This is a genomic window from Cupriavidus agavae (assembly GCF_004217045.1).
GTDB classification, from domain to species: Bacteria; Pseudomonadota; Gammaproteobacteria; order Burkholderiales; family Burkholderiaceae; genus Cupriavidus; species Cupriavidus agavae.
This window is the reverse complement of record NZ_SGXM01000002.1, coordinates 100,646-123,533: the sequence shown is the minus strand read 5'-3', so window position 1 is coordinate 123,533 and position 22,888 is coordinate 100,646. Positions and strand designations below refer to the sequence as shown.

Here is a 22,888-nt window from a genome sequence, read left to right as displayed (position 1 = left end):
ATGAGCGCCATCCTGAACACTTTTGCCACACTGGACGGCCATGCCCAACCGCTGGGCCGCGAGCAACGCGCGCTGGAAGCGCATGCCGCCGCGCCAATCACGCTGACCGCCCTGGTCGACGGCGCGCTCGACGCGGCACGGCTTGAACAGGCGCTGGCGAGCGTTGCGCAACGCCACCCGGCAACCGGCCTGGTGTTCGGCCGCGTCGAGGGCCTGCGCGGCCTGCGGCAGCACTTCGCCGGAACGGCGCCGCGTGTTGCGGATATCCACGCAGGACCCGACATGCCGGCCCTCACCGTCAGCGTCAGCGCGCCGGACCCCGCCCGCACCGCTGTCACGCTGGCCGCCCATCCGCTGGCCCTCGACGGCACAAGCCTGGCTACGCTGCTACGCGAACTGGCTGCGGCCTACGCCAATGACGGCCACGCCGCGTCAGACGAGCCGCCGCTCTCTTACGCCGACTACCTTGACTGGACGGCCGGGCTCGCACAGGACAATGTGGAACCGGCGCGCGACTACTGGCAAGGCGTCCGAGACCGTCTTATGCCGCTTGATGCCCCACGGCTCCCCTGGCGCCAGCGCGCCCACGGCGTCACGGGGCATCAGGTGGTTGCCGTGGACCTTGGCGAGGAGGAGGCCGCGGCTATCGTCGGCTGGGCCGGCAAGCTCGGCGTGCCAGCCGTTCAGGCCATGCAGGCCGCGTGGTGGCTGTTGCTGGCTCGGCTCGACCCCGCTGCACCGTTCTGCGCGGGCTGGCGCAATGATTGCCGCGACGACTTCGAGGCACTGGCCGGGGCGGTGGGCTGCTACACCTCGGTGCTGCCGGTCGTGGTGCATCCCGACCCGGCGCAGACCTTCGGCGGATGGCTCGCTGGCTTCGCCGCGCAACTCCAGCATCACGTCGACTGGCGTGAACACGCGCCGGCCGACATCGCCGCCGGGGCCGCGTCGCGCGTTACCTTCGCCGTGACCGGCGCAGCCGGCCAGCCGCCAGTAGCCGGCTGGGAGCTGGGCACGACGCCGCTGTTGCTGCCGGATGCGGAACTCGTGCTCGCGGTGCGCCTGGACAGCGCCGGCCAGCCGCAAAGCCTGGCGCTGCACCACAGCGCCCACTACCCTGACGACGCAGCCGCCTGCCTGCTCGACCAGTACCGCACGCTGCTGCGCACGCTGCGCGCGCAGCCGGCCACTGCTGTCGGTGAACTCCCGCTGGCCACCGCAGCCGATCTGGCCCGGGCCCGCGCCCTGCATGCACCGGCGCGCGATTTCGGTACCGAAATGCTGCCGCAGCGGCTCGCGCACTGGGCGCGCGAGCGTCCGCAGGCCCCGGCGCTGTCGGCGCAGGACCAGATGTGGACCTATGCCGAACTGGCCACCCGCGTCGATGCCATCGCCGCGCGGCTGCCCGCGCTGGGCCTGCAGCCGGGCCAGCCGGTCGGACTGTGCCTGCCGCGCTCGGCAGAACTCGTGATCGCGCTGCTGGCGGTCATGCGCGCCGGGTCCCCATATCTGCCGCTCGATCCCGCCTGGCCCGCGCAACGCCGGGCGCAGATCGTCGCCGATGCGGGCGCCCCGCTTGTGCTCGACGGCAGCGCCATGGCTCCGTTAATGGCAGCCGATCCCGACTGCAGCGCCTCCCTGCCCCGGATCGAACCTGCCAGCAACGCCTACGTGCTCTACACCTCCGGCTCCACCGGTACGCCCAAGGGCGTGCCGATCACGCATGGACAACTGCTGAACTACGTGGCGGCCGTAGGCGAGGCGCTCGCTCTCAACTCTTGCACGCGCTTCGCGCTCACTTCTACCGTTGCCGCCGACCTCGGCAATACCACGCTGTTTGGCGCGCTCTGGCAAGGCGCCTGCCTGAGCGTGGCCGACGACCGCGACATGCAGCAGGCCGCCAGCTTCCGCGCGTTTCTCGCCCGCGAGCAGGTGGATTGCATCAAGATCGTCCCGTCGCACCTGGACGCCCTGCTCGACGGCGCCGATGGCCAGCTGCCCTTGCCGCCGCATGCGGTGGTCGTGATGGGTGGCGAAGCGGCTTCGCCGGCCTTCCTCGATCGCCTGCGCGAGCAGGCCCCCCAGGCACGGCTGTGCAATCACTACGGCCCGACCGAAACCACGGTCGGCATTCTTGTCCACGATGCCCGGCGCGCCGCCGATCTCGCGGGACATCTGCTGCCGCTGACCCGGGTGCTCGCCAACTGCGAAGCGCAAATCCGCACGCCGGCAGGCCATCCGGCCACGGCCGGCGAAACGGGCGAGTTGTATCTGGGCGGAGCGCAGCTGTGCACGGGCTACCTCAATGGCCCGGCTGACGCCTTTGTCACGCACCCGGAGCATCCCGCCCGCCGCCTGTACCGCACCGGAGACCTTGCGCGTTACCGGCCGCAAGGCGGTATCGAACTGGTCGGACGTGCCGACAGCCAGGTCAAGGTGCGCGGCTTCCGCGTGGAGTGCGGGGAGATCGAGCAGGTGCTGGCGATGCTGCCCGGCGTGCGCCAGGCAGTGGTCCTGCCGCTCACCGCTGCCGGGGGCGCCACACAGCTGGCCGCGTGGCTGGTGCCGGACGCCCCCGCCAGCGCCGTTGCGGGCGCGCACCGCAGTGCGCTCAGGCAGGCGCTGGCCGAACGGCTGCCGGACGCCATGATCCCCTCGCAGTGGTTCGTCGTCGCCGAGCTGCCACGTCTGCCAAATGGCAAGGTGGACCGCCGGGCGCTGGTCCAGGACGCCATGACAGCGCAACCCGAGACCAGGGAACCGGCACGCGAGCCGGCCACGGCGCTGGAGGCCCTGCTGCTTGACCAGATGCGCGACCTGCTCGGCGAATCGAGCCTCGGCGTTACCGGCGATCTGTTCGAGGCTGGCGGCCATTCGCTGCTGGTCATCAAGCTGGTAGCGCGCGTGCGCAAGCTGCTGAAGATCGAGATCGCCCCGGCCGTCGTCTTCGACGCGCCCAACGCCGCCGCGCTGGCCGTGGCGCTGCAGGCCGCCAGTTCCGACCCCGCCGCGCTTGAAACGTTGGCCGGACTCCACCGCCAACTCGCCGCGATGTCGCCCGAAGCACGCGCCGCACTGCGCGCCACGGCCAGCGCGGCCGCCTGACGCGTCAAGCCATTCATCCAGGAACGCCATTCATGACCCCATCGCCCTCCGCCGAGCAAGCCGCCTTGCTGGCGCTGCTGCTCGAACAGGATGCCGACGCCCCGCCGGCGTCCGGTACCGCCAGCCCTGCCGGCGACGATGTTCACGACGCGCCGCTGTCGTTCTCCCAGCAGCGGCTGTGGTTCCTGTTGCAGTACGAACCCGGCAGCACGGCCTACAACCAGACACGCGCATTCGTGCTGCGTGGCGCGCTGGACCGCACGGTGCTCGCCGCCGCGCTCCGGGCGGTGGTGGCCCGGCATCCGGCGCTGCGCACGCGCTTCGTCGCCAATGCCGCCACGCCCGGCGCGCTGCCCCGGCAGGTGGTTGAAGCGGCCCCGGTGTTCGCGCTGGCCGAAGCGGCGCTGGCGCCCGGCATCGAAGCATTGCACGCCCGCATCGACGCCGAAGCCGCACGACCGTTCGATCTGGCCGAGGCGCCGATGCTGCGCGCCACGCTGCTGACACGGGGCGCAGACGACCACGTGCTGCTGCTGTCGCTGCATCACATCGTCTCCGATGCCGTTTCGAACGCCGTGATTGCACGCGACCTCTCCACTGCCTATGGCCAGGCGCTGGCGGGCGACACCGCGCAACTGCCCGCACCGGCGGGCAGCTTCGCCGCCCACGCCCGGCGCCAGCACGAACGGCTCGCCAGCGGCGCGCTCGACGCGCAACGAGACTGGTGGCGGCGACTGCTCGGCAGCCATGTCCCCGCGCTGCAGCTGCCGACCGATCGCCCCCACGGCGCGCAGCCCGAACGCACCGCGCGGCGTGTCGATGCTCCGTTGCCGGCCACGCTCGCGAACGCGCTGCGCGCCTTCTGTACGGCGCAACGCTGCACGCCGTTCGTGGCGCTGCTGGCGGCATGGCAGGCGGTACTGGGCCGCTACGCGGGCCAGGATGACTTCGCCGTTGGCGTGCCGCACGCGGGCCGCGATGGCCACGGGCTTGATGACGTGGTCGGATTCTTCGCCAACACCCACGTCTACCGCTCGCGCGTAACCCCCGGCATGACCGGTCGCCGGCTCTGCGAGGCGCTGCGCGCCGATGCGCTCGGCGCGCTCGGCCACGCCGATCTGCCGTTCGAGGTGCTGCTCGACGGCATGCAGGTACCGCGCGATGCCGGCCGCACGCCGCTGTTCCAGGTGATGTTCAACCTGCGTACCGTGGCCAACGCCGCCGCGCCGGCCACGCTGACGCTGCCCGGCTTGCGCATCGAGGCCATCGAGGCACGCGAGACCGGAGCCAAGTTCGACCTGATCCTCGATGTGGAGCACGCGCCAGACGCCACTACGCTACATCTGGAGTACGACTGCTCGCTGTACGATGACGGCACCGCGCAGCGGCTTCTGCGGCACTACGTGGCCCAGCTTGCCGGAATGCTGCGCGATCCCGATCTGCCGATCACGGCCGCCCCGCTGCTCGATCCGGCCGATGCCGACGATGCAACCGCGCTGGCCCGGCAACATGTCGCGGGAGTGCCGCTGCAGCGCGTGGCTTCGCCCGAGCCCGCGCACCATCAGATTGCACGGCACGCTGCCCATCGCCCCGACGCAATTGCCCTGCGCCATGGTGAAGCCGTCATGACATATGGGGAACTTGACCGTCGCGCCAACCGCCTCGCACATCGACTGATCGCGCTCGGCGTGCGGCCCGAAGGCCGCGTCGGCATCGCGCTGGAACGTTCGCCTGCGATGATCGTCGCGATGCTGGCCATTCTGAAAGCCGGCGGCGCTTACGTGCCCTTCGATCCCGCCTATCCCGCCGAACGGCTGGCCTACCTGTTTGACGACAGCGGCATTGCGGCGCTGCTCACGCAGGCCAGCCTGCGGCACCTGCTCCCGGAGCGCGACGGCCTGCCGGTTCTGCTGCCCGACAGCGACTACCCGGCGAACGACGCCTGGCCGGACAGCGCGCCGGCCGTCACGGTCGGCCCCAACAATCTCGCCTACGTCATCTACACCTCGGGCTCGACGGGACGCCCCAAGGGCGCGCAACTGGAGCACGGCAACCTGTCCCGGCTGCTGGCCGCCACGCAGCACTGGTTCGGATTCGGCGCCAGCGACGTCTGGACGCTGTTCCACTCGTACGCGTTCGACTTCTCGGTGTGGGAGATCTTCGGCGCGCTGTGCCACGGCGGCGAACTGGTGATCGTGCCGTTCCACGTCAGCCGGTCGCCGCAGGATTTCATCGCGCTGCTGCGCCAGGACCGCGTGACGGTGCTGAACCAGACGCCGTCCGCGTTCCGCGCACTGCTGGCCCAGCCGGAGCTGTATGAAGCGCCGCTGGCGCTGCGCCACGTGATCTTCGGCGGCGAGGCGCTGGACCCGCAGGCGCTGCAGCCGTGGATCGACCGGTTCGGCGATGCCGCGCCGCGCCTGATCAACATGTATGGCATCACCGAAACCACGGTGCATGTCACCTACCGTCCGATCACGCGTGCCGACCTCGCACCCCGGGCCGGCACCCGCAGCCCGATTGGCGAGCGGATTCCCGATCTTGGCGTGCGCGTGCTCGATCCCGGCCTGAACCCTGTGCCGCCCGGCGTGGCCGGCGAACTCTACATTGCCGGCGACGGCCTGGCGCGCGGCTACCTGAATCGGCCGGGCCTGACCGCCGGGCGCTTCATTCCCGATCCGTTCGGTGGCGATGGGGCGCGGCTCTACCGCACGGGCGATCTGGCGCGCTGGCTGCCGGACGGAGAACTCGAATACCTGGGACGGATCGACCAGCAGGTCAAGGTGCGGGGCTTCCGCATCGAGCCCGGCGAGATCGAGGCGCGCATCATGGCGCACGGCGGCATCGGCAACGCCGCCGTCGTGGCCCTGGACGGCCCGTCCGGCGCGCGGCTGGTGGCCTACGTGGTGCCGGTAGCGGGCGTGATGCCCGACATCGCCGCCCTGCGTGCCGCCCTGGCCGAACTGCTGCCCGACTACATGGTGCCGGCGGCTTTCGTGGTGATCGATGCGCTTCCGCTGACCCCCAACGGCAAGCTCGATCGCCGCGCACTGCCCGCCCCGGCCTTCGACCATGCGCAGGACTTCGTCGCGCCCGAAGGCGATGCCGAGACCGCACTCGCCGCGATCTGGGCCGAGGTGCTGGGCCTGCCGCGTGTGGGCCGCGCCGACAACTTCTTTGAACTGGGCGGCGACTCGATCCTGAGCCTGCAGATCGTCGCCCGCGCCCGCGCGGCCGGCTGGACCCTCACGCCGCGCCAGTTGTTCGAACGGCAGACGCTGGCCGAGCTTGCAGCCGTGGCGGCCCGCGCCGCGCAGGATTGCAACGACGATGCCGTACCGCCCACGGGACAGGTGCCGCTGCTGCCGATCCAGGCCGACTTTTTCGCCATGCCGGTAGCGCATCGCCATCACTGGAACCAGTCGGTGCTGCTCGACTGCCAGGCCGCTCCCGATCCTGACGCGCTGGCGGCCGCACTCGGCGATCTCGCCGCCCATCACGATGCCTTGCGGATGCGTTTCACCGAACAGGCTGGCGGCTGGCAGCAATCCTATGCAAGCCTTGAACGCCACCCCGATCTGTTGTGGGAGCGGCAGGCGCGCAGCGAAGCGGAACGGCTCGCCCATTGCGAGGCCGCCCAGCGCAGTCTCGACCTCCAACGCGGTCCGCTGCTGCGCGCTGTCACGTTGCAGACCGGCGATGCCTGTCAGTTGTTGCTCGTGATTCACCATCTTGTGGTCGATGGGGTGTCATGGCGCGTGCTGGTCGAGGATCTGCTGTCGGCTTACCAGTCGCGGCTGCGCGGCGCCGCACCGGCCCTGCCGGCCCGCACCGCGTCGTATCAGCGCTGGTCGCTGGCGCTGCGCGAACACCTCGCAGACCGTACGGACGAGATGCCGCACTGGCAAGCGCTGGCCGGCGTCGAAGCGACCCTTCCTGTCGACACGGCCGGCGCGCCGCCGACCCTCGCGGCGCGCGGTGACGTCACCGTGACGCTGCCGGCCGATCTCACGCAGGCGCTGCTGCAGCGTGCGCCGGCTGCCTATCGCACGCGGGTCAACGATCTGCTGCTGACAGCGGTGGCCCGCGCCGTCTCCGGCTGGACCGGACGCACGCGGGTGCTGGTCGACCTCGAAAGCCACGGCCGGGCCACGGGCGTGGACGACACCATCGACCTGAGCCGCACCGTCGGCTGGTTCACGACGCTGTTCCCGGTGGCGCTCGACGCGAACGGCGAAATCGGCGACGCGATTCGCGCCGTCAAGGAACAACTGCGCGCCGTGCCCGGAGAAGGCATCGGCTTCGGCCTGCTGCGGCACTTCGGCACGCCGGCGCAGCGGCAGGCGCTGGCCGCCGTGCCGCATCCGGAGATCGTCTTCAACTATCTTGGACAGTTCGACGCCACGCTGGCTGCCGGTAGCCCCTGGCGGCGTTCGGCCGGCGTCATGGGCGCCACGCAGGACCCCTCGGCACCGCTGTCGCACCCGTTGTCGATCAGCGGACAGGTCTGCGACGGTCAACTCCAACTGACGCTGGCGTTCAGCCGCACCCGCCATCACGCGGCGACCATCGAACGGCTGGCCGACACGATCCGCACGGAACTCGATGCCGTGGTGCGCCACTGCACGTCCGGGGCGCAAGGCGTCACGCCGTCCGATTTCCCGCTCGCGGGGCTGACGCAGGCCGGGCTCGACGCACTGGGCCTCGACGCCGCGCAGGTGCATGACCTCTATCCGCTCTCGCCGATGCAGGCGGGCATGTTGTTCCACTGCCTGTACGCGCCCGATGGCAGCGCCTATACCAACCAGTTGCGCGTGGACGTGGCCGGGCTCGACCCGGCACGATTCATCGCCGCCTGGAACGCGGCGCTGGCACGCCACGACAGCCTGCGCAGCGGCTTCCTGCCGCGCGGGGAGCAGCCGCTGCAATGGGTCGCCCGGGACGTGCCGCTGCCGGTCATCGCCGAAGACTGGACGGGCCGCAACGCCGCCGAGATCGATACGTTCGCCCGTGCGCAACTGGCGCAACGCTTCGATCTGGCGCACCCGCCCCTGATGCGCCTGGCATTGCTGCGCACCGGCGCCGACCAGCATCATCTGGTCTGGACGGTCCACCACCTGCTGCTCGACGGCTGGAGCACGGCCCAGTTGCTGGGCGAGGTGCTGCGCCACTACGCAGGCGAGCCGCCCGCGCCGGCCGGCGGCCGCTTCGCCGACTACATTGGCTGGCTGCAGGCGCGCGATACCACCGCCAGCGAGACGTTCTGGCGCGCCACGCTGCAGCCGCTGGATGAGCCGACGCGGCTGATGGCGGCGTTGCCGGCACCCGCGTCCGGCGAGGGTCACACCGAACAGCACCTGCTGCTCGATGCTGCCGAGACGGCCGCGCTCGCCACTTTCGCGCGCAACCAGAAAGTCACGCTGAACACGCTGGTGCAGGCCGCATGGCTGCTGGTCCTGCAACGCTGCACCGGCCAGCAGTGCGTAGCGTTCGGCGCAACGGTGGCCGGCCGCCCGGCCGACCTGCCGGCCGCCCAGCAGATGCTGGGCCTGTTCATCAACACGCTGCCGGTCGTGGCATCGCCCGCGCCGGAACAGACGGTAGGCGACTGGCTGCGCCACGTACAGGCGCTGAACCTCGCCCTGCGCGAGCACGAGCAGACACCGCTCTACGACATCCAGCGCTGGGCGGGCCACGGCGGCCAGGCGTTGTTCGACTCGATCGTGGTCTTCGAAAACTACCCGGTAGACGCCGCACTGCGCACCGCGCCCGGCGGGCTGGCGTTCGGCAACGTGAGCAATCGGGCCGAAACCAACTACCCACTGACGCTGGTGCTGGCCCAGACCGATGTGCTGCGGCTGACCTGCCGCTTCGATCGGGCCCGGCTGGACGAAGCGCTGGCGGCCCGGCTTGCCGACAGCCTGTGCCACGTCATGCGTCAGATGGCCGGCGATCCAGGCCGGCTACTCGGCCAGATCGGCCTCACCGCTGGGGCCCCAATGCCGGCCGTCACCGACGAGCCGGGCCAGCCGCTGGCCCACTATCGCTTCGAGGCGCACGCCGCCACCACGCCCGACGCCATCGCGCTGGTCGCGGACGGTCACACGCTGAGCTACCGGGACCTCAACCGCCGCGCCAACGCGCTGGCGGCGCGCCTGATGGCACATGGTGTCGGGCCGGACGTGCCGGTGGGCGTGCTGGCCGAGCGCTCGGTCGAACTGGTTGTCGGGCTGCTGGCTGTCCTCAAGGCTGGCGGCGTGTACGTGCCATTCGATCCTGACTACCCGGCCGACCGCCTCGCCTTCATGGTGGAAGACAGCCGCGTGGCGCTGCTGCTGACGCGGCATGCGGACAGCGCGCTGATCGATGCCTGCACCGTCCCGGTCATCGATCTCGACGAGCCGACGCCAGACGCGGCCGAGGCAGCCAACCCCGCCGTCGATCTGCATCCCGCCCATCTGGCCTACGTGATCTACACGTCCGGCTCCACGGGCCGGCCCAAGGGCGTCGGCGTGTCGCACGCCGCGCTCGCGCACTATCTGCACGGCGTGCTGGCGCCGCTGGCACTGCCGCAGGGCCTGCGCATGGCGATGGTGTCCACGCCCGCCGCCGACCTGGGCCACACGGTGCTGTTCGGCGCGCTGGCCAGCGGCGCGGCGCTGCACCTGCCCGAGCGTCGCTGTGTCTTCGATGCGGCAGCGTTCGGCCGCTACATGGCCGAACACGGCATCGGCGTGCTCAAAATCGTGCCAAGCCATCTGCGCGCGCTGCTCGACGGCGCCGCCGCAGCCGGCGTGGCCGAGGCCGACCTGCTGCCGGCGCACACGCTTGTGCTGGGCGGCGAAGCCACCGATGCCACGCTCCGGGCGCGCCTCCATGCGGCCCGGCCGGCCTGCCGGCTGTTGAACCACTACGGACCGACCGAAACCACCGTTGGCGTCCTTGTGCACGCTGCGGGCACCACGCCTCACCCAGGCGCGGGCCTGCCGCTGGGCCAGCCGCTGGCCGGCACCAGCGCCTACGTGCTCGATACCGAACTGTCCCCGCAGCCCACCGGCGTGGCGGGCGAACTGTATCTCGGCGGCCCGGCACTGGCACGCGGCTACCTTGGCAGGGCGGCGCTGACCGCTGACCGCTTCGTGCCCGACCCGTTCGCAGGCGGCGCGCGTCTCTACCGGACCGGTGACCGGGTGCGCCGCCATGCCGATGGACGGTTCGAGTACCTTGGCCGGATCGACGATCAGGTGAAGATCCGCGGCTTCCGCGTGGAGCCGGGCGAAGTGGCCGCGCAGCTTGCGGCCCTGCCCGGCATCCGGCAGGCCGCCGTGGTCGCGGATCTGGCCGGGACCGGCATGCAGCTGGTTGGCTACGCCGTGCCCGATGATGGCATGCAGCCTGATTCCGCCGACCTCCGGCGCGCGCTGGCCGCGGTGCTGCCGGGGCATATGGTCCCGGCCACGATCTGCCTGCTCGACACGCTGCCACTGACCGCCAACGGCAAGCTCGACCGCCGCGCGCTGCCGAAGCCCGACGCCCCGGCTGCCACGCCCGGCGAGGCGCCGCAAGGCGAACTCGAAACCCGGTTGGCTGCCATCTGGCAAGACCTGCTACGGGTACCGGCGGTGCACCGCCACGACAACTTCTTTGCCTTGGGCGGCCACTCCCTGCTGGCCGTCCAGCTTCTGTCCCGCATTCAGGGCGAACTCGGCATCGACGCACCGCTGGCCCTGCTGTTCGGCGCTGCCACGCTGGCCGAACTGGCCGCCGCGCTGCCGCAGCAACAGCGCCATGCCGATGAAACCGCCCTGCTGGAGCTGGAAGCGTTTGCCAATTCCCTGGAGTCTGTCTGAATGATCGAAGCCAACACCGCGGCCCGCCTGGCCGCGCGCTTTGCCACGCTGGCGCCGGCCCAGCGCCGTGCCTTCCTCGACAAGATGGCCGAGCAGGGCATCGCATTCACGCAGCTGCCGATTCCCGCGCTGCCGCGCCCGGACGCCGGCGCCGCCCATGACGCGCCGCTGTCGTACGCGCAGCAGCGCCAGTGGTTCCTGCACCGCTTCGAGCCGGACAGCGCGGCCTATCACATCAGCAGCAGCGTGGAACTGCGCGGCACGCTCGACGTAACTGCGCTGCACGACGCGTTCGCGGTGCTGGCCCGCCGGCACGACGCGCTGCGCACGGCCTTCATCGCCGATGCCGATGGCCGCGTGACGCAGCGAATACACCCCGGTGTCGCCATCGAACTGCCGGTGACCGATCTGTCGGCGAACCCTGCCCTTGCCGATGCCCAGGCCGCCGCCATTGCCGAAGCGCCTTTCGATCTCGGCGCCGCGCCGTTGCTGCGGGTACACCTGCTGAAGCTCGGCGAACAGGCGCACCGGCTGGTGCTGGTGATGCACCACATCGTTTCGGATGGCTGGTCGATGCAGTTGCTGATCGACGATCTTGCCGCCGCCTACCGCGCCCGGCTTTCCGGGCAGGCACTGGCACTGGCGGACACGCCCATTGGCTATGGCGACTTTGCCGCATGGCAGCGCAACTGGCTGGAGGCCGGCGAGCGGGAGCGCCAGCTTGCCTGGTGGATCGACACCCTGGCCGGCGCGCCTGACGTGCTGGCCTTGCCGACCGATCGTCCGCGACCGGCTGCCGCTGCCTACGTGGCCGAGCGGTGCGAAATCGTCGTGCCGGACGCCCTGGCAGCCACGCTGCGCGCACGTGCGCAGGCGCAGGGCGGTACGCTGTTCATGGCGCTGCTGGCCGGCTTCCACGCGCTGCTGCACCGATACACCGGTAGCGCAGACATCTGCGTCGGCATGCCGGTGGCGGGCCGCAACCGCATCGAGACCGAGCGCGTGGTCGGCCTGTTCGTCAACACGCAGATCGTACGAGGCCGCATCGACGGGCGGCAGCCACTGTCGACGCTGCTCGATCACCTCCGCCACGCCGTGCTGGGCGCGCAGGCGCATCAGGACCTGCCGTTCGAGCAACTGGTGGAGGCACTGCAGCCGGCGCGCAGCATGAGCTATCACCCGCTGTTCCAGGTGGTGCACAACCATCGCCGGGGCGACCGCGCTGCGCGCGTCACGTTGCCCGGCCTCGAACTGGAAAGCGCACCGGTCGGCGAACGGACCACGGCGCTGGAACTGACGCTCGACACGCGCGAGGATTCTTCCGGACGCATCCACGCCTGTTTCCACTATGCACGCGAACTGTTCGACGCCAGCACGGCGCAACGGCTGGCGCGTCACTACCTGCGGCTGCTGGAACAACTGGCCGATGATCCGGCCGTTGCGCTTGACGCGGTAGACCTGCTCGACCTGCCCGAACGCCATCACCTGCTGGCGCTCGGCCAGGGCACCGCACCCGCCGACGATTGCCTGCCGGTCCACGCCCATATCGCCCGCCACGCCGCCGCGCAGCCCGATTCCGTGGCCGTCATCTGCGGCAACCAGACCCTGCGATACGGCGAACTGCTCGCCCGCGCCGACCGCCTCGCGGCCACGCTGCACGCGCGTGGCATCGGCGCCGAGGACCGCGTGGGGATCGCCCTGTCCCGCTCGCCCGACATCATCGTGGCCCTGCTGGCCGTGATGCGCGCGGGCGCGGCCTACGTGCCGTTCGACCCCGCCTATCCCAGGGACCGCCTCGCCTATCTGTTCGAGGACAGCGCCATCCGCCTGCTCGTCACCGAGCCCGCCCTGCTCGATACGCTGCCCGCACCGGCGTCGCTGCCGGTGCTCACGCCCGACATGGTGGCCCCGGACACTGCCCCGCTTGCCGGGGCGACCGTGCACCCGGACCAACTGGCCTACGTGATCTACACCTCGGGCTCGACCGGGCGGCCCAAGGGCGTCTGCGTCTCCCACGGCCCGCTGGCGATGCATGTCGCGGCCACCATCGACGCCTACGAGATGGGGCCGGACTCCCGCGAACTGCACTTCCTGTCGTTCGCGTTCGATGGCGCCCACGAGCGCTGGCTCTGCGCGCTGGCCTGTGGCGGCTCGCTGGTGCTGCGCGACGACACGCTCTGGACCCCCGAACAGACCGCCGCCGCCATGGCGCGCCACGGCGTGACCAATGCCGGGTTCCCGCCCGCCTACCTGCGCCAGCTTGCCGAGCATTGCGAGCAAGCCGGCCAGCATCCGCCGGTCGCGCTGTACTCGTTCGGTGGCGAAGCCATGCCGCGCGGCGCATTTGCGCAGGCCCGCCGGGCGCTCGGCGCGCAGACCTATATCAATGGCTACGGGCCAACCGAAACGGTCGTCACGCCAATGGTCTGGAAGGTGCGCGCCGAGGCCGCCGACTTTGCCGGCACCTATGCCCCGATTGGCCGACCGGTAGGCGACCGCCGCTGCTACCTGCTCGACGCCGAACTCAATCTCGTGCCGCCCGGCGTGGCGGGCGAGCTCTACATCGGTGGCCAGGGGCTGGCGCGTGGCTACCTCAACCGGCCAGCGATGACCGCCGAACGCTTCGTTCCCGACCCGTTCGCCGACGATGGCGCGCGGCTCTATCGCACCGGCGACCTCGCGCGCTGGCTGCCGGACGGCCAGCTCGAATACCTGGGCCGGATCGACCAGCAGCTCAAGATCCGCGGTTTCCGGATCGAGCCGGGCGAGATCGAGGCGCGCATTCTCGCGCAGGATGGCGTTGGCGATGCGGCGGTGCTGGCGGTCGAGGGGCCGTCCGGCGCCCGGCTGGCGGCCTACGTGGTGCCCGCCGCCGGTGCGCAGGTCGATCTCGAAGCCATCCGCGCGGTGCTGGCCGCCGAACTGCCCGACTACATGGTGCCGGCGGCTTTCGTGCGGCTCGACGCGCTGCCCATGACGCCCAACGGCAAGCTCGACCGCCGCGCGCTGCCCGCGCCCGCCTTCGGCAGTGCGCAGGCGTTCGTGGCGCCGGAGGGCGAGCCCGAGACTACACTGGCCGCCATCTGGACCGATGTCCTTGGCGTGCCGCGCGTTGGCCGCGCCGACAACTTCTTCGAACTGGGCGGCGATTCGATCCTGAGCCTGCAGATCGTGGCGCGCGCCCGTGCCGCCGGCTGGGTGCTCACGCCGCGCCAGTTGTTCGAGCGCCAGACGCTGAGCGATCTCGCCGCCGTGGCCGTCCCCGTAGAGGTCGGTGCGTCCTCTGACGATGTGCCCCACGGGGCTGTACCGCTGCTGCCGATTCAGGCCGACTTCTTCGACCAGCCGATGGCCCGCCGCCATCACTGGAACCAGTCGGTACTGCTCGACTGCCGTGACGGCCTCGATGCCGATAGCTTGCGCCTGGCATTACGCGACATCGTCACGCATCACGATGCGCTGCGCCTGCGCTTCTTCGAGGAGACCGGCGATTGGCGGCAATCGTACGCAGAAGGCGAACCCGGCGGCGACCTGCTCTGGACGCGGGAAGCGGCCTCCGAAGCCGAGCGGCTGGCCCATTGCGACGCGGCCCAGCGCAGCCTCGATATCGAACGGGGTCCGTTGCTGCGGGCGGTAGCACTGCAGACTGGCGGCGCGTGGCAATTGCTGCTGGTTATCCACCACCTGGTGGTGGATGGCGTGTCGTGGCGCGTGCTGGTCGAGGACCTGCTGGCCGCCTATCAGGCACGGCTGCAAGGCGCCGCGCCAATGCTGCCCGCACGTACCGCATCGTTCCAGCGCTGGGCGCTGGCATTGTGCGATGCCGCCCGGACGCGCGCCGACGAACTGCCGCACTGGCAGGCGCTGGCCGGTCTCGACGCCGCGCTGCCGGCGCGCGACACCGGAGCGCCGCTGACGATGGCGGCGCGCGCGCACGTCCATCTCTCGCTGCCCGCCGACCTGACGCAAGCTCTGCTCCAACGTGCACCGGCTGCCTATCGCACGCGCGTCAACGACCTGCTGCTGACCGCGCTGGCCCGCGCGGTGTCAGGCTGGACCCAGCGCGCGAACGTTCTGATCGCGCTGGAGAGCCATGGCCGCGCGGCCGGCGTGGACGATGGCATCGACCTGAGCCGCACGGTCGGCTGGTTCACGACACTGTTCCCGGTGGCACTCGACGCCAGCGGCGTGGTCGGCGACGCCATCCGTGCGGTCAAGGAGCAACTGCGCGCGGTACCGGGCGAAGGCATCGGCTTTGGTCTGCTGCGGCGCTTCGGCACGCCGGCCCAGCAACAGGCATTGGCCGCCCTGCCCCGGCCCGAGATCGTCTTCAACTATCTGGGCCAGGTGGATGGCACGCTGGCCGAGGGGCCGTGGCAGCGCTCGCCTGCCGCCACGGGCGCCAACCAGGACGCCGCCACGCCGCTGTCGCATCCGCTGTCCGTGAGCGGACAGGTGCAGGACGGCCAGTTGCGGCTCTCGCTGGCCTATGCCCGGGGGCGCTATCGCCCCTCGGATATCGAAGATCTCGGTGCCGCGTTACGCGCGGCACTGGAGGACGTGGTCGCCCATTGCACATCGGGTGCCAGCGGCCTGACGCCGTCAGACTTCCCGCTCGCCCGGCTCTCGCAGAGCGAACTCGACGCGCTGCGGCTCGACCCGGCCACGACAGCCGACCTGTACCCGCTGTCGCCGATGCAGACCGGCATGCTGTTCCACAGCGTGTTTGCCGACCAGGGCAGCGCCTACACGAACCAGTTGCGCGTGGACGTCGCAGGGGTCGACCCGGCGCGCTTCACGGCGGCATGGCAGGCGGCGCTGGCACGCCACGACAGCCTGCGCTGCGGCTTCCTCCACCGCGCCGGTCATCCGCTGCAATGGGTGGCCCGCGACGTGGCGCTGCCGATCGTGATCGAGGACTGGACCGGCCGTGGCGCTGCGGACATCGACGCCTTCGCCGCCAGCCAGCGCGCCATGGGCTTCGACCTCGCCCGGCCGCCGCTAATGCGCGTGGCGCTGCTGCGCACCGGACCGGAGCGCCATCACCTGATCTGGACCGTCCACCACCTGTTGCTCGATGGCTGGAGCACGGCCCAGTTGCTGGGCGAGGTGCTGCGCCACTACGGCGGCGAGGGATTGCCGCCCACGGTGGGTCGTTTCGGCGACTACATCGGCTGGCTGCAGTCGCGCGACGCCGGGGCGAGCCGCGCTTTCTGGGAGGGCCTGCTCTCCGTGCTCGATCAGCCTACCCGTCTGCTGGCCGCGCTACCGGCGCCTGCAGACGGCGATGACGCAGGCCAGGGCGAGCACCATCATCGGCTGGATGCCGGCGAGACCGCCACGCTGGCCGGCTTCGCCCGCGCGCAGAAGGTAACGCTGAATACACTGGTGCAGGCCGCGTGGCTGCTGGTGCTGCAACGCTGCACCAATCAGTCCAGCGTGGCGTTCGGTGCAACCGTGGCCGGCCGCCCCGCCGACCTGCCGGCCGCGCAGCAGATGCTGGGGCTGTTCATCAATACGCTGCCCGTGGTGGCCGCACCGCGCCCCGACACCGCCGTGGGCGACTGGCTGCGCGACCTTCAGGCGCGGAACCTGGCCATCCGCGAGCACGAGCACACGCCGCTCTACGACATCCAGCGTTGGGCCGGACACGGCGGACAGGCGCTGTTCGATTCCATCGTGGTCTTCGAGAACTACCCGGTCGATGCCGCGCTGCGCCGCACCCCGGGCGGTCTCGCCTTCTCGAACGTGCGCAACCTCGCCGAGACGAACTACCCGCTGACGCTGCTGTTCGCGCAGAACGGCGCCGACCCGCTGCACCTGACCTGTCGCTTCGACCGCGCGCTGCTGGCCGATGCGCAGGCGCGCCAGTTGGCCGCCAGCCTGTTCTCCGTGTTGCGCCAGATGGCGGCCGATGCGGCGCGCCCGCTCGCCGGCATCGGCCTGCTGGCGCCGGCCGATGCGCTGGCTGCGCTCGCGCAAGGCACGGCATGCGCGACCTATCCACCGGCCGAGCCGGTGCACCGGCTGTTCGAAGCGCAGGCCGCCGCCCGGCCTGATGCCATCGCGCTGTGCATGGGCGATCAGTCGCTGACCTACGCCGCGCTGAACCGCCGCGCCAACGCGCTGGCGCACCGGCTCATCGCACGCGGCGTGGGCCCGGACGTACCCGTGGGCGTGCTGGCCGAGCGCTCGGTCGAAATGGTGGTGGCGCTGCTGGCCGTCCTGAAGGCCGGCGGTGCCTACGTACCGTTCGATCCCGACTATCCGGCCGATCGTCTCGGCTACATGATCGGGGACAGCGGCGTGGCGCTGGTGCTGGTGCAGCGGCTTGACTCACTGCCAGCGCTGCCGCCGCTGTCACGCGCCATCACGCCCATCGATCTCAACGCCGCCGCGCTGCATGACGAGGGCGACGCCGGCAATCCCACCCCCGCGCTGTCGCCGGAGAACCTGGCCTACATCATCTACACGTCCGGCTCGACGGGCCGGCCCAAGGGCGCGGCCAACCGGCACGGGGCGCTGTTCAACCGGCTCTGGTGGATGCAGCAGCAGTACCGCCTCGACGCCGCCGATACGGTGCTGCAGAAGACGCCGTTCAGCTTCGACGTCTCGGTCTGGGAGTTCTTCTGGCCACTGATGACCGGCGCCCGGCTGGCGATGGCCGCGCCGGGCGATCACCGCGATCCGCAACGGATCGCCGCCCTGATCGCGCAACACCGGGTCACCACGCTCCATTTCGTGCCGTCGATGCTGCAGGCGTTCGTGGCCGATGCGGGCGTGGCCGCCCACTGCGGCAGCCTGCGGCATATCGTCTGCAGCGGCGAGGCACTGCCGGCCGACCTTGCGCGGCGCGCGATGGCCCTGCTGCCCCACGCCGGACTGCACAACCTCTACGGCCCCACCGAAGCCGCCATCGACGTCACCCACTGGACCTGCCGCGCCGACCTCGGCCATTCGGTGCCGATCGGGCGCCCCATTGCCAACGTCAGTGCCCATGTGCTGGATGCCGCGCTGCAGCCCGTACCCGATGGCGTGGCGGGCGAACTCTATCTGGGCGGCGCCGGCCTGGCGCGCGGCTACCTCGGCCGCGCGGCGCTGACGGCCGAGCGCTTCGTCGCCGACCCGCATGGCACCCACGGGGACCGTCTGTACCGAACCGGTGACCTGGCGCGGCGCCTGGCGGGCGGAAAGATCGAGTACCTGGGCCGCCTCGACCATCAGGTAAAGATTCGTGGCCTGCGGATCGAACCCGGCGAAATCGAGGCGCGGCTGCTGGCCCACGAGGGCGTGCGGGAGGCCATCGTGATCGCGCAGACGCAGGACGGCCCGGCGCGGCTCGTGGCGTATGTGGTGCCATCCGCCGGAGTGGCCCCGCAGCCCGATTCGCTGCGCCACTGGCTGGCGCAGACGCTGCCCGACTATATGGTGCCGGGGGCGGTGATCGTGCTCGAACGCATGCCGGTCACGCCTAACGGCAAGCTCGATCGCCGGGCGCTGCCGTCGCCCGGGTTCACCGGCACCGCCGCGTACGAGGCGCCGGGGGCCGGTGTGGAGACGCTTCTGGCCGGCGCGTGGTCCGATGTGCTGAAGGTGGCGCGCGTGGGCCGGGCCGACAACTTCTTCGAACTGGGCGGCGATTCGATCCTGAGCCTGCAGATCGTGGCCCGACTGCGCGCGGAGGGGTGGCACCTGACGCCGAAGCACCTGTTCGAGTTGCAGACGCTGGCTGCCGTGGCCGCTGCGGCGATTCCGCTCGCCACGGCGGAGGCCATGCAGCAGCGAGGCGAGCCATTGCCACGGCCGCGCCGCGACACGCTGCAGAGCGCGGATTTCCCGCTGGCGCGGCTGACCCAGCCGCAACTTGACGCGCTCGCGCTGGACGCCGCGAGCGTGCAGGACATCTATCCGCTCTCGCCGATGCAGGCGGGCATGCTGTACCACAGCGTGGCGCGCGCCGACGCCGGCAGTGCCTATATCAACCAGTTGCGCGTCGATATCGACGGTCTCGACCCGGCCCGCTTCGCGCAGGCGTGGCGCGATACGCTGGCTGCCCACGACACGCTGCGCACCGGCTTCGTGCCGCGCGGCGACCAGCCGTTGCAATGGGTGGCGCATGACGTGCCGCTGCCCTTCGAGGCGGCAGACTGGTCCGGCCGCGACGATCAGGCGGCCGCACTCGACGCGCTGGCGGCTGCCGAACTGGCGCGCGGCTTTGATCTGGAGCGGCCGCCGCTGATGCGGCTGATGCTGGTGCGCACCGGCGCGGGGCGCCACCATCTGGTCTGGACGGTCCACCATCTGCTGGTGGATGGCTGGAGCACCTCGCAACTGCTCGGCGAAGTGCTCCAGCGCTACACCGGTGAGCACGTGGCAGCCCCGGCCGGGCGCTTCGCCGACTATATCGGCTGGCTGCAGTCGCGCGATGCCGGCGCGGCCCGCACGTTCTGGGCCGGCGCGCTCGACGGCTTCGACACGCCGACACGGCTCGCGGAGGCGCTGCAGGCGCCTTCGGCCGGCAAGGGCTATGGGCTGCTGCAACACGCGTGCAGCCCGGCCATGACGGAACGGCTGGCCGCGTTCGCGCGCACGCAGAAAGTAACGCTCAATACGGTGGTGCAGGCCGCGTGGCTGCTGCTGTTGCAGCGCTACACCGGCCAGCGCCGCGTGGCGTTCGGCGCAACGGTGGCGGGCCGCCCTGCGGAAGTACCCGGCGCGCAGCAGATGCTGGGGCTGTTCATCAACACGCTGCCGGTCATCGCCGCGCCGCAGCCGGACCAGCAGATTGGGGATTGGCTGCGCGACCTGCAGGCGTTCAATGTGTCGGCGCGCGAGCACGGGCACACGCCGCTGTCCGACATCCAGCGCTGGGGCGGCCAGGCCGGCCAGCGGCTGTTCGACAGCATCCTGGTGTTCGAGAATTTCCCGCTGGAAGACGCACTGGAACCGGCCGCGCGCAGCGGGCTGCGGTTCGAGACGCAGGGCAGTACCGGGCTGACCGAGTACGAAATGGACGTGGAAGTGAGCCTGCGGCAGACGCTGCGGCTCGGTTTCACGTACATGCGCCGCGCATTCGATGCCACGCAGGTGGAACGGCTCTGCGCGCAGATGATGGCGTTGCTCGACACCATCGACACGGCCGGCTCGGTCGGCCAATGGAGTTTGCTGGATGCCGGGGATCGGGCCGCGCTGCAGCAACTCGGCCAGGGCACCCCGCCAGCCGACGATTGCCTGCCGGTCCACGCCCATATCGCCCGCCACGCGGCCGCGCAGCCCGATTCCGTGGCCGTCATCTGCGGCGACCAGACCCTGCGCTACGGCGAACTGCTCGCCCGCGCCGACCGCCTCGCGGCCACGCTGCACGCGCGCGGCATCGGCGCCGAGGACCGCGTGGGGATCGCCCTGTCCCGCTCGCCCGACATCATCGTGGCCCTGCTGGCCGTGATGCGGGCGGGCGCGGCCTACGTGCCGTTCGACCCCGCCTATCCCAGGGACCGCCTCGCCTATCTGTTCGACGACAGCGCCATCCGCCTGCTCGTCACCGAGCCCGCCCTGCTCGATACGCTGCCCGCACCGGCGTCGCTGCCGGTGCTCACGCCCGACATGGTGGCCCCGGACACTGCCCCGCTTGCCGGGGCGACCGTCCACCCCGACCAGCTGGCCTACGTGATCTACACCTCGGGCTCGACCGGGCGGCCCAAGGGCGTCTGCGTCTCCCACGGCCCGCTGGCGATGCACGTCGCGGCCACCATCGACGCCTACGAGATGGGGCCGGACTCCCGCGAACTGCACTTCCTGTCGTTCGCGTTCGATGGCGCCCACGAGCGCTGGCTCTGCGCGCTGGCCTGTGGCGGCTCGCTGGTGCTGCGCGACGACACGCTCTGGACCCCCGAACAGACCGCCGCCGCCATGGCGCGCCACGGCGTGACCAATGCCGGGTTCCCGCCCGCCTACCTGCGCCAGCTTGCCGAGCATTGCGAGCAGGCCGGCCAGCATCCGCCGGTCGCGCTGTATTCGTTCGGTGGCGAAGCCATGCCGCGCGGCGCGTTCGCGCAGGCCCGCCGGGCGCTGGGCGCGCAGACCTATATCAATGGCTACGGCCCGACCGAAACGGTCGTCACGCCGATGGTCTGGAAGGTGCGCGCCGAGGCCGCCGACTTTGCCGGCACCTATGCCCCGATTGGCCGACCGGTAGGCGACCGCCGCTGCTACCTGCTCGACGCCGAACTCAATCTCGTGCCGCCCGGCGTGGCGGGCGAACTCTACATTGGTGGCCAGGGGCTGGCGCGTGGCTATCTCAACCGGCCAGCGATGACCGCCGAACGCTTCGTTCCCGACCCGTTCGCCGACGATGGCGCGCGGCTCTATCGCACCGGCGACCTCGCGCGCTGGCTGCCGGACGGCCAGCTCGAATACCTGGGCCGGATCGACCAGCAGCTCAAGATCCGCGGTTTCCGGATCGAGCCGGGCGAGATCGAGGCGCGCATTCTCGCGCAGGATGGCGTTGGCGATGCGGCGGTGCTGGCGGTCGAGGGGCCGTCCGGCGCCCGGCTGGCCGCCTACGTGGTGCCCGCCGCCGGTGCGCAGGTCGATCTCGAAGCCATCCGCGCGGTGCTGGCCGCCGAACTGCCCGACTACATGGTGCCGGCGGCTTTCGTGCGGCTCGACGCGCTGCCCATGACGCCCAACGGCAAGCTCGACCGCCGCGCGCTGCCCGCGCCGGAGTCGGCCCCGGCCGATCACTACGTGGCGCCGCGCACCGAGGCACAGCGCTGGCTGGCGCAGGTCTGGCAGGACGTGCTCGGCGTGGAGCGCGTGGGACTGGACGACAACTTCTTCACCCTCGGCGGCGACTCGCTGCTGAGCCTGAAAGTCATCTCCCGCGTGCGGGCCAATTCGGCGGCAGGCGTCGACCTGAAGCTGCGTGACCTGATGCGTACGCCAACCATCGGCCAGTTGCTGCCGGACGGCGAGGTTGCGCAGGCGGCGCCCGCCGCGACACCTACGGCGCTGCGCGTGCTGGCGCAGGGGCCGGCCGATGGCGGCTTGCCGCCCGTGGCCTGCGTGCACGCGGCGCTCGGCACGCTGTTCGACTACGACGCCATCGTGGCGCAGTTGGGCCGCCGCCGCACCGTGTATGGCTTCCAGTCCCGCGCGCTCGGGGACCCGGCATGGCGCGATGCCTCGCTGGCTGCGCTGGCCGCCGACTATGTGCGCGAATGGCGTGCCGTGCAGCCGCAGGGGCCTTACCTGCTGCTGGGCTGGTCGGTTGGCGCGACGGTGGCCACGTGGATGGCGCGCGAACTGGAACGCCAGGGGGAGACCGTGCAGTGGCTGGGCCTGGTGGACCCGTTCGTTCCCGAGGCCACCGCGCAGGACGGCGCTTCGCCTGGCTGGCCGGCGGCCCTGCAGGCGCTCGCCGCTCGCCTGTTGCCCGGCACACCCGCGCTCGCGGTGCCGGAACCGGTCGCGGCCACGCCCGATGTGGCAGGAGTGGCCGCACTGCTGGCACCACTCGTGGCCAGGACGGAGGCATCGGCGGTGGTCCCCGGCGCCGACGAACTGGCGCAGATGTTCGTGGCCGGGCACCGTTTGAGCGCGCTGGTTTCGGCCGAAACATCGGTGCCTGTCGTACGGGCACCACGCTCGACGTGGTGGCGGGCGGGCCGGGATTCAGCCATCGCGCGCCTCGCCGGATGGCAGGGCGAACCCGCACGGCAGGCCGTGCTGGATGGTGTAGACCACCACGCAATCGTCCGGGATTCCCGGCTGCTGGCCGATCTCGGGGATCTCGCCGGCACTCACCCGGGCGAGCCGTCCGCCAGTGTGTCCGGCCATGCGGCGGAAAGCGTTGCGGACTTCCCTGCCGCAACCCTTCCGACGTAGGTATTCCACAGCACAGTTGTCATAGAAATGCGAATGATTTGTATTTA

3 protein-coding genes are annotated in these 22,888 nt (G+C 71.1%); all 3 read left to right on the top strand.

The window, feature by feature from the left end; translation table 11 throughout:
• The 3 genes from EV147_RS11620 to EV147_RS11610 are packed head-to-tail and all read left to right on the top strand — an operon-like array spanning position 1 to position 22,841.
• Positions 1-3,105 (top strand): non-ribosomal peptide synthetase, encoded by a 3,105-nt coding sequence (locus tag EV147_RS11620; RefSeq protein ID WP_130391348.1) that lies wholly within the window; start codon positions 1-3, stop codon positions 3,103-3,105.
• 32 nt (positions 3,106-3,137) lie between these two features.
• Positions 3,138-10,955 carry a non-ribosomal peptide synthetase gene (locus EV147_RS11615; RefSeq protein WP_130391347.1) on the top strand — a complete coding sequence of 2,606 codons (7,818 nt, stop codon included), beginning with the start codon at positions 3,138-3,140 and terminating at the stop codon, positions 10,953-10,955.
• A complete protein-coding gene (locus EV147_RS11610) occupies positions 10,956-22,841 on the top strand; it encodes a non-ribosomal peptide synthetase (RefSeq protein WP_130391346.1) in 11,886 nt (3,961 codons plus the stop codon).
• Positions 22,842-22,888 lie beyond the last annotated feature (47 nt).

Coding starts and splice junctions, on each gene's coding strand:
- EV147_RS11620 (WP_130391348.1), top strand. CDS start 1: ATGAGCGCCATCCTGAACACTTTTGCCACACTGGACGGCCATGCCCAA.
- EV147_RS11615 (WP_130391347.1), top strand. CDS start 3,138: ATGACCCCATCGCCCTCCGCCGAGCAAGCCGCCTTGCTGGCGCTGCTG.
- EV147_RS11610 (WP_130391346.1), top strand. CDS start 10,956: ATGATCGAAGCCAACACCGCGGCCCGCCTGGCCGCGCGCTTTGCCACG.